The organism is Microbulbifer maximicatervae (SeqCode) (genome assembly GCF_052467385.1).
The window spans coordinates 4,537,695-4,550,286 of record NZ_CP174311.1 but is presented as its reverse complement, the minus strand read 5'-3'; the positions used below and the strand labels follow the sequence as shown (position 1 = coordinate 4,550,286).

The following is a 12,592-nucleotide window of genomic DNA, read 5'->3' as shown; positions in this document are numbered from 1 at the left end:
GCTTTTCCAGCATAGCTTTCCCTTTGAATGAGACAGTGGAATGTCACTTATATAGGTTGAATTGGGCGGCTGTTTTACGCTTTACTACTGCCCATATTGGGTATTAGAGAAATATTGAGGAACATAAATGGCGATTTTGGTGACTGGAGGTGCCGGATATATTGGCAGTCATACCTGTATCGAGTTGCTTGCTGCCGGCTTTGAGCCTGTAGTTGTGGATAACCTATCAAATAGCAGTGAGGAAGCCCTACGGAGGGTCGAGTTAATTGCTGGCAAAGATATCCCTTTTCACCATCTGGATATTAGTGATAAGGAAGGTTTACGCAAAGTATTCTCTGATCATAAGATTGACGCCGTAATTCACTTCGCGGGGTTAAAAGCAGTTGGTGAATCTGTTGCGCAGCCTCTGCGCTATTACCAGAATAATGTAGCTGGGACCTTAACTTTATGTGAGGTGATGGAGGAGTTTGGGGTTCATCGCCTGATCTTCAGTTCGTCGGCAACGGTCTATGGTGATCCTGAAACAGTACCAATTAAAGAAAATTTCCCTACTGGCGCAACCAACCCCTACGGCTCAAGTAAGTTGATTGTGGAAAACATGTTGCGAGATCTTTGTGCTGCGCCGAACAGCCAGTGGAAAGTGAGCTTGTTGCGTTACTTCAACCCGATTGGAGCCCATGAAAGTGGGACTATTGGTGAAGATCCCAGTGGTATCCCCAATAACTTACTACCTTATGTTTCCCAAGTGGCAGTAGGTAGATTGGGGCAGCTACAGGTTTTTGGTGGTGATTATGATACCGTCGATGGTACTGGAGTTCGAGATTATATACATGTAGTTGATCTGGCTCGCGGACACTTGGCGGCGCTAAACTTAATTTGTAAAGAAGAAATTTCTGAGGGTTGTTATACCCATAATCTGGGGACGGGACAGGGCAGTTCTGTTTTACAAGTCGTTCGTGCTTTCGAGAGTGTCAGCGGGAAGGAAATTCCCTACAACATTGCTCCGCGGAGACCCGGAGATATTGCAGAGTGTTACGCAGATCCAGAGCTGGCTGAAACAGAGCTGGGGTGGAAAGCTGAGTATGATTTAGTACGTATGGTGAAAGATACCTGGCGTTGGCAGTATAAAAATCCTAAAGGGTACAGTGTAGATTAGGCAAAATTAAGTTAAGGAAATTTGAACCTATTTTTTGCCTCACAGAGGATTGGGTTTTTCTATCAACCTGATAATGCTTATTGCTTGCGCTGCTCCATGCGGATATTGCAGGCAATGAGTTTCTTTCATGTTCTAAATAAAATTATATCAACAGTACCTGCGTTAAGGGGCCATTAAGCTACCGATAGATACAATCCTGTTGATTGACTTGAACGTTTCTGATTAGCGAAGAATAAGAATTATTTATCTGTCTGGTTGTATGTATAACTCTCTATTGATAGTTATCAATATATGGAAGCATTTAGTACTTCAATTTTGTTTATTTTTCTCAATCTAAAAGGAGTTAAGATTGAAATATATTCAGTTTTTACTGTTAGTTTTAACTGGTTTTTCAGCTTTAGCTGAAGATATAACTGGGGTGGATATCGCGATTGAGAAGCAGGGCGATAAGCTCTGGAAGCTTACCTATCAAATGGATAGGCCTGCAAGCCGGATTAGCTTTGTACGTAACCCGGATGTCTCTCGTATAAAACGCTGGAAGCCTGTGTCACCAGAATTTGAAATAGTTTCTATGGAAGGTGAAGAGTTTCTGGTTAGAAAAGATAGAAGTTCATTCGAACACATTGAAATTTTTTTGACGCCTAGCTATATATCTCTTCCTAAAGACTATGCACCTTTCTCCCCCTATTCAGATGGTGGAAGTCTGATATACACAGGCCGCTTTTTTGCTTGTATTGATAACTGTGATGATAAAGCAAAAGCCTGGCGAGTAACTATGGAGGTTCCTCCAGGTGAGCATATGATCATTAACGGGAAGATAAATGATCGGATAGCCAGCTGGATTGATCGTGATAATGGAATGAATGTCTATGTTGGAACTCAAGAACCCATAAATACAGCTAGTGTTTTAGCAGTAATTGATAGCGGTTTGCCGGAAAAATTGAGATTGTCTTTAGAGTCAGATATTCCCAGGTTAATGAGTTATTTTGAGCAAAAGCTTGGGGCACTAAGTGGAACAAAGCCTGCTTTGTATGCATCATATGCGAATGTCGATGATAACTCTTGGCAGGGGGGGACCTTGCCACATCAGGTTTTTATGCATTGGAATATGAATGAACTTGATGGGAAATTTTCCGACCCTAACTTTATTAATGAAACCATTTGGTTTTTTGCTCATGAGGTCGCACATTTATACCAGCAGGGTAGTGAAATAGGATTGTATGGTGATGCAAATGAATCGTGGTTACATGAAGGGAATGCGGATTGGTTAGCAGCGCTGGCTTTATTAGATTTGTATCCCGAGTCATCAAAATATGTCTCTAATAAAATTAAGGCTTTTAAGGAAAGTTGCACAAAAGGTGTAAAAGAGATTCCTTTGGTTGAGGCTGCTAACAGGGGCAGGTTTGATCTGTATTATAGTTGTGGTCTGCTCATACATCGAGCAATTGACCTGTTTCTGCAAAGTGAAAATACTGATCCGTCAAATATTTTTTCAATGTGGAGCAGTTTTCGTCAAGAGGTCGAGGGCGGCGGAGAAAAAGGCGCTGATACTTTCTTGGTGCTTCTCAGCCAGAGGGAAGGAGCAGCGGAACTTGTTAACTCTATTGAGCTTTTACTTGATGGGAAACCGTCGAGTGTAGGAGTTGCTTTGGATCAATTAACTTATGGCTTATAAGGTTATTCAAGCTAGGTAAACTGACAGTTACACTCCCAGGTGATAACTGTCAGTTTATTTTTTTAGATTCGGTCGGTTTAAATTCTTCTTTTAGGCTTCAGGGCGAAGTGATTTTTATAAGCTGCAGTCTGTACAAAAAAATTCTTCATCACTTAATCGCATTGCAGTCAGGTACCCTCCCCAAACGCAACCTGTGTCTAGGGCATAGATATTCTCAGTATCTGCGCGGCCTTCCAGGGCAGCCCAATGCCCAAAAATAACCTTGTCATTTCTGGTTTTTCGATTGGGAAAGCTAAACCATGGCTGGTATTCACCGTGAGAGGCCTGGACCCCCTTTTTATTGATTAGATCCAGAGTGCCATCAGCCTTACAAAATCGCATTCTTGTGAAGTAATTGGTAATGGACCGCAGGCGTTCGATGCCGATCAAATGATCATCCCAACAGTGTGGCTCATTACCGTACATGCCATAAAAAAATGCCTTTGCCATAGCTTCGTCGGCGAGGGCCTTATGCACTTCAGTGGCGAGCTTTTGCGCTTTAGTAACGCTCCAAATGGGAGGGATACCCGCATGCACCATGGTGTACCCCTTCTTATGTACTAGAAGGGGTAGGCTTTGTAGCCACTCCAGTAACTTATCAGAATCTTTTGCTTTTAAAACCTTGGCAAGGTCGTGCTCTTTTTCAGACAGAGATTTAGCGCCATGGGCGATCGCCAGTAAATGGAGATCATGGTTGCCCAACACTGCTGTAACCTGCTGGCGGTGCTCATAGAGATAGCGAAGGGTGTTCAGGCTATCCTCACCCCGGTGAACCAAGTCTCCGGCAAGCCAGAGTTTGTCACGGTCAGCACTAAAATTGATTTTCTTGAGAAGGCTTTGAAAAGCTGCAAAGCATCCTTGAATATCTCCGATGGCGTAAGTTGCCAAGATTTCCCCCAAAAATATGAAAAATAATTATTGTTGTTGCAAGTTTGTACAGTAGTCGGCTAGCTTAACAAAGTCCTCGACGCTTAAGGTTTCTGGTCGGCGGCCGGCATCAATGGGTAGCAGCTCGGGGTCGAGATCCGGGAATAGGGGTTTTAAAGCATTGCGCAGGGTCTTACGGCGCTGCTGGAAGGCTATATTGACGATTCTTTCCAATAATCCTTCATCTCTTGCGGTAAATGGCAGAGTGCTGTAGGGAACCAATCTCACGATGGCAGAATCCACCTTAGGGGCGGGCCGGAAAGACTGCGGGGGTACAGGGAATAGGCCCTGTACGCGACAGTAATATTGAACCATCACGCTAAGTCGCCCATAAGATTTAGTCGAAGGCGTTGCGCTGAGCCGATCTACCACCTCTTTCTGCAGCATAAAATGCATATCCTGGACTTGCCCGCGAAAACTGAGCAGATGGAACAGTAACGGTGTGGATATGTTATATGGAAGGTTACCGACAATGCGTAGCTGCTTATCTCCAGCAAAGGTGCCAAAGTCAAATTTTAATGCGTCCTTTTCAATGATGCTAAATTCCGGGTATTCCCTGAATTTAAATTCCAGCATTGGAATCAGGTCGCGATCCAGTTCGACAGCGGTTAGAGATGGGCACCGTTTTAGTAGTAATTCTGTAATTGCCCCTTGGCCCGGGCCAATTTCCACTAGCGTATCTGATTCTTTAGGGCCTACCGCACGAACAATGCGCTCGATAATATTTTCATCGACGAGAAAGTTTTGTCCAAAGCGTTTGCGGGCTTTGTGTTGAAAGAAGTTATCCATTGATATATCTGTAACCTGGATGATTAATTTTGCGGTTAAGCCTTGGGGTGCTGATGAGCATTTCAGTTGGATACCCTTTAGGGCCTTTCACCGCGCTCACGTGGTGAGGGCATGGTTTACACTTTCTCCAAGCAAGTTTTAGGCACTGGTTAGGAGCTGCGCAATTTAGCTATCGCCACAGCCTGAGACAGTGCGGCTTTGAGGCTGCCGCAGTCTGCAATGCCTGTGCCCGCGATATTGAGAGCTGTGCCGTGGTCTACTGAAGTGCGGATAAAGGGTAGCCCCAAAGTGATATTGACGGCGTGGCCAAAACCCTTGAATTTTAACACTGGAAGCCCCTGATCGTGATACATAGCTAAAACGGCGTCACATTCCGACAAATGCGGCGGGGTAAAAAGAGTGTCTGCGGGAAGTGGACCTTTCAGTGATATACCTTGGTGGCGCAAGTGTTCGAGTGTGGGTTCAATTATTTCTATTTCCTCATGGCCTAAGTGTCCCCCCTCTCCAGCATGGGGGTTGAGGCCGCAAACGCTAATACGAGGATTGGAGATGCAGAAATGTTCCCGCAAACTGGCGTCGAGGATGGTAATAATCTGCTCTAGAAGCGGGGGGGTGATAGCAGCGCTCACATCTTTGAGGGGCAAGTGAGTTGTCACTAGAGCAACTCGAAGGTCCTCTGCTGCTAGCATCATAACGACACGCTCAACACCGGCTTTTTCAGCAAAGAACTCTGTATGGCCGCTAAATGGAGTACCGGCATCATTGATAATGCCTTTGTGTACGGGCCCTGTAACCACGGCATCAAACTGGCCGGCCAGGCACCCCTCTGCCGCAACTGTAAGAGTTTCCAATACATAGGGTGCATTGACTGCATTCAGTAAGCCGGGTTTAGCAGGCTCGGCTATGGAGACCGGTAGTATGTAGAGAGCACCGGCAGGTGTCCCCTCTGTGCCTGCTGTGGACAGAGGAAGGAGCTGAAGAGGCAACCCCAATGCCGCAGCGGTCTCTGTCAGTAGTAGGGGATCAGCAATTGCGACAATCTGTGCTGGAGAACTCTCTTGTGCAATCTTCACAGCCAGCTCAGGGCCAATACCTGCAGGTTCTCCGGGGGTGAAGGCAATTTTAGGAGCCATTGCTATATAACTTTCCTGTAGCTACAAAAAAAAACCGGGCACAGGGCCCGGTCTTTCCCGCTGAAAAAGCGGCTTACTATTGGTTTCCTGAGTCCTCGGTGGTCTCAGAGTCCGGCAATTTGATCTCAACGTATGCCTGGTCGCGAATCTCACGGCGCCAGTTTTGCAGTTCTTCTTCATAGCGGCGGTTGCGCAGCAAATTGGCTGCCTGATTGCGGATATATTTGTCGGTCATATCCTGTTTGCGCCGATCTTCAACCTGCAGGATATGCCAGCCGAACTGGCTGCGGAAAGGCAGGCTAATGCTGCCAATCTCAGTTGCATCCATAGCCTGGGTAAACTCTGGCACAAACTGCCCGGGCATAGACCAGCCAAGGTCGCCACCGGATAGCATAGAACCTATATCCTCTGAGTTTTCGCGCGCGAGCTCGCTAAAGTTATCGCTGGCCATGGCTTCTTCACGCAGCTCAATCAGCTTATTGTAAGCTTGGTCATCGGTAAGAATAGCGGATGGCTTAAGCAGGATATGGCGAACTTTTGTCTGTTCTACCAACTGCTCACTAGCACCTTTCTGTGCATGAATCTTTAACAGGTGAAAGCCTGCATCACTGCGGAAAGGCTCGGTAACATCGCCGGCTTTTAAGTCGGTGAGGGCATCAGCAAAAAGAGTTGGAAGCTCGACGGTCTTGCGCCATCCCAGGTCACCACCGGAGAGGGCATTCTGGCCGGCAGAGTTTGCGATTGCCAGGCGGCGGAAGTCAGCGCCGTCTTTGGCCTGTTGAGCTAGGTCTTCAGCCTTCTCCCGTGCCTGGGTAACTTCGCTGCTGGGAGCGCTGGAACTTACGGGGATCAGGATATGGCCCAGTTCAAATTGAGGGGACTTCCAAAACTCGCCCTCCTTGGAGCGCAGGAAGTTATCGATATCCTGGTCAGTAATCTGGATCCGGCGGTTAACGCTGCCTTGCTCGACCCGGCGAATCATCAGCTCTTGGCGAATTTGCTGACGAAAGCTCTTCATGCTCATACCGTCAGCGAGCAGGCGTTGGCGGAACTCTTCGGGGCTGACTCCGGCATTTTGTTGGACACGGGCGATAGCTTGGTCCAGTTCCGATTCAGAGACGGTGACACCTGCGCGAGAGGCCATTTGCAGTTGCAAACGCTCGATAATGAGTTGTTCGAGAACCTGACGGCGCAAAACATCCGCTGGAGGAGCCTGTACCTGTTGTGCTTGGATTTGGCTGGCGATAGTGTTCATGCGCTGGGTCAATTCACTGGCCATTACAACATCGTCGTCAACAACTGCGACTACTCGGTCAAGATTTCTGACTTGTGCGGTGGCAGTAGCGGCGATCAGAGCGCCAGCAGCCAGTACGGGTGCCAGGCCCAGTTTTGGTACGAACTTCTTAATTATTCTCATCACTGTTTCAGCTCTTCTCTCTGATCAAAGTTGGCAATCCCCTGGGTCAGCATTTCTGTTACGGTTGAACCAAAGCCTGCTAATCCTTTGAGTTCGATTTCAAGATAGATACCTTCGTCGTACTCAAGGTCTTCAGCAGATACAACCCCTGCGAGATCATTGTCCAGTGTGCGTCGCCACACCAGTCGGGTACGGTAGCAGCAGTCGTCATATTCGATTCCTGCCAGGTATTCCAGTTCCCGATTCAAAGTAAGATCATAGCTGGCACCAGCCATGAGTGAGGTATGAGTACCAAGTGGGAGGACAGTTGAGGCGTTTAGTTGGCTCACGGTTTCATCTTCATCTTCGTCCTCATCATCGTCATCCGTTGCGTCCGGGCGCTCGTAGTAATAGCTTAAGTTAAAGATGCGGTAATCGTCGTCAAGATAGCGCAGGCTGAAATTACCGCGATTAATATTGTGCTCACTATCTTCATAGACCAGCTCAGTCCCCAAACGGAGGGATTCGAAAGGGCGACTTTCGATTCGTGCAGCCAGCTCTGACCGTTGGGTATCCTCAATGTAAGAGTCACGGCCAATTTGTCGGTCACTGGAGTAATAGACTTGCCCAACACTGGCTGAGAAGAGGTCCCGACCACTAACGGGATCGATATAGCGGGTTGTCAGGCCAAGGGCAATTCTGTCCGCATCGTCGATTCGGTCATTACCAGTAAACCGGCTATCGCGGAATAGCTGGTCGTAGCTGAAAGTGTAAAGTGACGTGTCGTATAGCAGGTTGTTACTATTTGGGTCGATATCATCGGCATCATCACTGATATCAAAGAAATCACTCTGATCAGCATTGCTGCTAATCAGGGCAAACAGCCGTGGTTCCAGTGTCTGGATAAAGTCGCGGTTAAATAGGTGGCTATCTCGTTCAAAGTAGAGCCCTGTATCCAAAATGAACTGGGCGGCAGCAGCATCGGGGGTGTCGTCGGCATCTTCGGGTAGATACAGGTCACTCACACTGTAAGCGAGATAGCGGCCAGCTATTCCCGGTTTAAAATACCCCCAGAGCCACTCTTTATCCCAGTAGAATTCATAGTCGAGGCGCAACCGATCTGCGGTAATAAAGTCCCGTGTTTGTGTAGTGACACTGTCGGGGTCATCGGTGTCTTTGATAAACCTTATGGTTTGTGTGTCACTGTGCTCCCAGCTGGTGACTTCGTTCTGCATGGTTAATAGCCAGTCATCCCAGCGGTAATCGCCGTCTATATCCAAACGGGGGTATTGGGCAAATGGATCGAAGGCGTCATTTTCCAGTACTTGATAGTCCTGGGTGCGCAGTGTTGCTTGCCAATGCTCGCTGCGCAGTAGCCCCTGAACTTTCTGGCTAACTCGGGTTTCCGCATTGATATCGAGGTTGGCCGTGCTCAAATCGCGGAAATAATCCGGATCGCTGACCTTGGTGTAGTCGATATCGGTACGCCAGACACTGCCGCTGTAGCCCCCTTGCTGCTCCAAACTGATCAACCAACGGTCTTCCCCTTTGTTGGGTAAAACTAGGTCTTCTGGAAAGCCCTCATCAATCAGGTCCTGGGCAAGGTCATTATTGCCGCCATCGTCGTCGGGGAGATCGGCAAGACGGATTTCAGTACTAAACATTTCTGCCAGATGCCTGAACTCAACCTCTAACCCGGTTCCGCGATATTGGATGTAACGCGGGGAAATGGTGGCGTCCATCTGCGGGGCAATATTCCAGTAGTAGGGAATGGCGAGGTCCCAGCCATTCTTATCGCTGTTGCTAAGTGTGGGAAACAGGAAGCCGGACATGCGCGCATCGCCCACAGGAAAGCGGAAATACGGCAAGTATAAGACAGGTACGTCTAGAATCTTCAGGCGCACATCCCGTGCAGTACCCTGGCTTTCTACTTCATCGATATTGATCTCGCGGCCCGTGAGTTGCCAGAACTCACGACCGGGCTCACAGCGGGTATATGTCCCTTCGGTCAGGGTTAACTCACCACTGGTTTGACGCGCCACCAGTTCCGCTCCGCCATGGATAAAAGCATCGTGCACCACATAGGTGGCATCCTCAACAGAAGCCGCTTCGCTTTCGGTGTGAACTTCGGCGGAAGAACCACGGATCAGCAAACCGGGCTCCCGAAGCTCAATGGCGCCATCTAAAGTGGCGATATTTTCCGGGCGATTCAGTTTGACCTGGTCGGCGAAGAGTTGCCGGTAACCCTGGGTAATATGCACATTCCCGCTCAGCTCGGCTGAACCATCTTCCAGCCACTGGGATTTTTCAGCAGTGGCTCTCAGTGGGGCCTCCCCTGGGGGCAGGTCAGAACCGGGATAGTTGCGCGGAGGCGCCACAAAGGCGCCAGAGCACACCGCCGGTAGATTGGCTAGCTCCTCTGGGGTTAGCTCAGAGCGGGGCAACCAGTCCAAGTACAAATAGGGGTTGTAGTCGGGATCAGGATACGGTTCGCCCTGATTGGCTTGCGCCCACAGAGGCTGAGCAGCGATCAGGCCGAGAGCGATGGAGCGGGCTTGGGAGTTTTTAGCAATCGCCAGAGCGAGGCGACGCCACCGGGAGACTTCAAGCATCAAACGATATGTTCCAGCTATCTTTTAGTGTTTCTTTATCGATAGATACGTGCGACAGCTTTCGAGCCGGGGCGCGCAAAATCATCGTCCGATTCTACTTGAATGTAGATGTGGTTAATAGCCGTACTGAAGCCGTAATGTTACAGCTAGAGGCTCAGCTTCGAAACTCAAATTACCTGGAACTCGTGTTCTGTTTTTACCTGAGGCAAAGTAGGGGCTCCAATAAATATAGTGATGGCGTCTCTGGACGCAGAGAGGCTCGGGGTTAAAATGCAGCTAGAAACAGTTGGAATATAAGATGAGCCTAAGATCGAGCAGTGAAGTTGAGCAAGGGTGCGAGATCGACTCCGATCCCAGACGCAATGCCTTGAGTGAGTGGGTTGGCGTGGCCCTGGGTATGGAGGCTCCGGCTGATTTATCGAGCCTGGCGGGGGATGCTGGATTTCGCCGTTATTTTCGCACTCTAACCGAGCCGTCACTGATAGCGGTAGATACTCCTCCCCAATTGACTAACCCCGCCCGCTTTGTGGCTCTGGCTGATTACTTGCGCCGCAACGGTATCCATACTCCGATGGTGATTGCTGCAGACACCGCGGAGGGGTACCTGCTGCTGGAAGATTTGGGGGATACCCAGTTATATAGCGTGCTCAACAGCGACAGTGTTGAGGGACTCTACGCAGAGGTAATGAGTGAACTTTTATGCCTGCAGCAAATCCCTTTTGAGGAACAATTATTCCCAGCTTATAGTCGGGAACTACTTCTTAAGGAAATGCAGGTTATGCCTGAGTGGCTGGCGCGAGAGTTACTTGGCTACCAGCTTTCACAGCGGGAAGAAAAGCTGCTGGAGCAAACCTTTGAATTGTTGCTCAATAGTGCAGAGGAACAGCCTCACACTATTGTTCACCGGGATTACCACAGTCGCAACCTGATGATCCGCGACGGGGAAAGGCCGGGGATTGTCGATTTTCAAGACGCAGTGTGGGGGCCCGCCACCTACGATCTGGTGTCTCTGCTCAAAGATTGCTATATCCGTTGGCCCCGCGAGCGGGTAGAGCGCTGGGTGCTGGCTTACGTCGCGACCGCTGAAGCGGCGGGTGTTATGCAGCCTGTGGACCCACAACTTTATCTTCGTTGGTTCGACTGGATGGGGTTACAGCGTCATATTAAAGTGCTGGGTCTGTTCCCACGCCTCAGTCTGCGTGATGGGAAACAGGGATACTTACAGCACCTGCCGTTGGTGATTCGCTATGTTTTGGAAACCGCTGAGCGCTACCCAGAGCTGAAGCCGTTTACCGATTGGTTCAGTGGCACCCTGCTGCCGCAGATAGAGCCTTTGCCCTGGTACACCGATTACCGCTGTGCCGGTGACCAGCCGCAGTAGGCCGTACGAAAACTGTACAGATTAATTTAATGAGCAAACCCAAAGAGAATTCCCCTTTGACTGCCATGGTATTGGCAGCAGGTTTTGGGCGCCGTATGCGCCCACTGACGGACCAAACTCCAAAGCCTCTGTTGCCGATTGCCGGTAAGCCTCTGATTGAATATGCAATTGAGCGCTTGGCAGCTATTGGTGTGCAAAAGGTCGTGATTAACCTGGGCTACTTGGGACCCAAAATTCGTCAACAGCTCGGTTCTGGTTCCCGCTGGGGGTTGGATATTCACTACTCCATTGAGCATGAGGAGGAGCCACTGGAAACTGCCGGTGGGATTCTCAAGGCGCTGCCACTGATCGGCGACTCATCATTTCTAGTGGTTAATGGTGATGTCTGGTGTGACTATGACCTGTCGCAATGGATCGAGAGGCCGCTGCCGGAGTCTTGCCCTGGACGCCTTTTGATGGTCCCTAATCCTCCCCATAACCCCGATGGAGATTTTGGCATAGAAGGTGGCTTGCTGTCGGGTACAGCCAAGCCCCGCTATACCTTTGCGGGTATTAGCTGGCTGCGAGCTGAAACCCTCACTGAATACCCTAAGCGTCGCGAATGCTTTGGGCTTGGGGAAGTGTTCACCTTTAATGAGGATAAGCTACAAGCTGAACTCTATGAGGGGGACTGGTGCGATGTGGGAACCCCCGAGCGCCTGGAAAATTTAGATCGCCGACTGACTGGCGAAAGTTGAGTTACCAAAGGATATTTTGATGTCAGATTACAAGATCGCCCCCTCTATTCTCTCCGCAGATTTCGCACGTTTGGGTGAGGAAGTGGACAATGTGTTGGCAGCCGGAGCGGACTGGGTGCATTTTGATGTGATGGACAATCACTATGTGCCAAATCTCACGATTGGCCCTATGGTATGCCAGGCCCTGCGCAAACACGGTGTTGAGGCTCCGATTGATGTGCACCTGATGGTGGAGCCGGTGGATGAAATGATTCGCATGTTCGCCGATGCCGGAGCTACCTATATTACGTTCCACCCAGAAGCCTCTCGTCACCCGGACCGCTCCCTACAATTGATCCGCAGTCTCGGCTGTAAAGCCGGGCTGGTGTTCAATCCAGCCAGTGGCCTCGATGCGGCCAAGTATGTAATGGATAAGCTGGATATGATCCTGCTGATGTCGGTGAACCCGGGCTTTGGTGGGCAGAAGTTTATCCCCAATACCCTGACCAAGTTAAAAGAAGCCCGCAAGTTGATTGATGAGTCTGGGTTTGATATTCGCCTTGAGATCGACGGCGGTGTGAATCGTGACAATATTGCCGAAATTGCTGCAGCTGGAGCAGATACCTTTGTCGCTGGGTCTGCCATATTCAATACCCCGGACTACGCTGAAGTGATTGCAGCCATGCGTAAGAGTTTGGCTTAATTTACAAAACTGGCGGGCAATCTCTTGCCCGCCATAGACGGGATTTGTTAACTTGTGCGCCTGCA

Annotated in this window: 10 protein-coding genes; 5 read left to right on the top strand and 5 right to left on the bottom strand. The window is 49.4% G+C overall.

All coding sequences use genetic code 11. From position 1 onward, the window contains the following. Positions 1–127: 127 nt before the first annotated feature. Both galE and ACJJIR_RS19510 read left to right on the top strand, forming a co-directional pair. Complete coding sequence (gene galE, locus ACJJIR_RS19515) at positions 128–1,156, top strand: UDP-glucose 4-epimerase GalE (RefSeq protein WP_444906517.1); 1,029 nt, start codon at positions 128–130, stop codon at positions 1,154–1,156. A 349-nt stretch (positions 1,157–1,505) separates the two neighbouring features. Continuing rightward, positions 1,506–2,831: a gluzincin family metallopeptidase gene (locus tag ACJJIR_RS19510; protein ID WP_444906516.1), complete on the top strand. Its 1,326-nt coding sequence runs from the start codon at positions 1,506–1,508 to the stop codon at positions 2,829–2,831. Positions 2,832–2,945: 114 nt separating this feature from the next. Here the strand turns inward: ACJJIR_RS19510 and ACJJIR_RS19505 are convergent, their stop codons facing one another. From ACJJIR_RS19505 to ACJJIR_RS19485, 5 genes are all read right to left on the bottom strand, one after another. Beyond that, the gene (locus ACJJIR_RS19505) at positions 2,946–3,758 is read right to left on the bottom strand and encodes a symmetrical bis(5'-nucleosyl)-tetraphosphatase (protein ID WP_444906515.1); all 813 of its coding nucleotides are present in this window, start codon (positions 3,756–3,758) and stop codon (positions 2,946–2,948) included. Between the two features lie 27 nt (positions 3,759–3,785). Next, on the bottom strand, positions 3,786–4,586 hold the full coding sequence (gene rsmA, locus ACJJIR_RS19500) for a 16S rRNA (adenine(1518)-N(6)/adenine(1519)-N(6))-dimethyltransferase RsmA (RefSeq protein ID WP_444906514.1): 801 nt from the start codon (positions 4,584–4,586) through the stop codon (positions 3,786–3,788). A gap of 149 nt (positions 4,587–4,735) precedes the next feature. After that, a complete protein-coding gene (gene pdxA / locus ACJJIR_RS19495; protein WP_444906513.1) occupies positions 4,736–5,719 on the bottom strand; it encodes a 4-hydroxythreonine-4-phosphate dehydrogenase PdxA in 984 nt (327 codons plus the stop codon). A 76-nt stretch (positions 5,720–5,795) separates the two neighbouring features. Next, positions 5,796–7,136, bottom strand: coding sequence for a peptidylprolyl isomerase (locus tag ACJJIR_RS19490; RefSeq protein WP_444908436.1), 1,341 nt, complete (start codon positions 7,134–7,136; stop codon positions 5,796–5,798). Further along, the gene (locus ACJJIR_RS19485; RefSeq protein ID WP_444906512.1) at positions 7,136–9,727 is read right to left on the bottom strand and encodes an LPS-assembly protein LptD; all 2,592 of its coding nucleotides are present in this window, start codon (positions 9,725–9,727) and stop codon (positions 7,136–7,138) included. Before ACJJIR_RS19485 ends, ACJJIR_RS19490 begins: the two co-directional genes overlap by 1 nt. A gap of 298 nt (positions 9,728–10,025) precedes the next feature. Between ACJJIR_RS19485 and ACJJIR_RS19480 the strand changes: the two genes are divergently transcribed. The 3 genes from ACJJIR_RS19480 to rpe are packed head-to-tail and all read left to right on the top strand — an operon-like array spanning position 10,026 to position 12,527. Then, positions 10,026–11,108, top strand: coding sequence for an aminoglycoside phosphotransferase family protein (locus ACJJIR_RS19480; RefSeq protein ID WP_444906511.1), 1,083 nt, complete (start codon positions 10,026–10,028; stop codon positions 11,106–11,108). Positions 11,109–11,137: 29 nt separating this feature from the next. Next, positions 11,138–11,845 carry a nucleotidyltransferase family protein gene (locus ACJJIR_RS19475; RefSeq protein WP_444906510.1) on the top strand — a complete coding sequence of 236 codons (708 nt, stop codon included), beginning with the start codon at positions 11,138–11,140 and terminating at the stop codon, positions 11,843–11,845. Positions 11,846–11,864: 19 nt separating this feature from the next. Beyond that, on the top strand, positions 11,865–12,527 hold the full coding sequence (rpe, locus tag ACJJIR_RS19470) for a ribulose-phosphate 3-epimerase (protein WP_444892691.1): 663 nt from the start codon (positions 11,865–11,867) through the stop codon (positions 12,525–12,527). Positions 12,528–12,592: the final 65 nt, after the last annotated feature.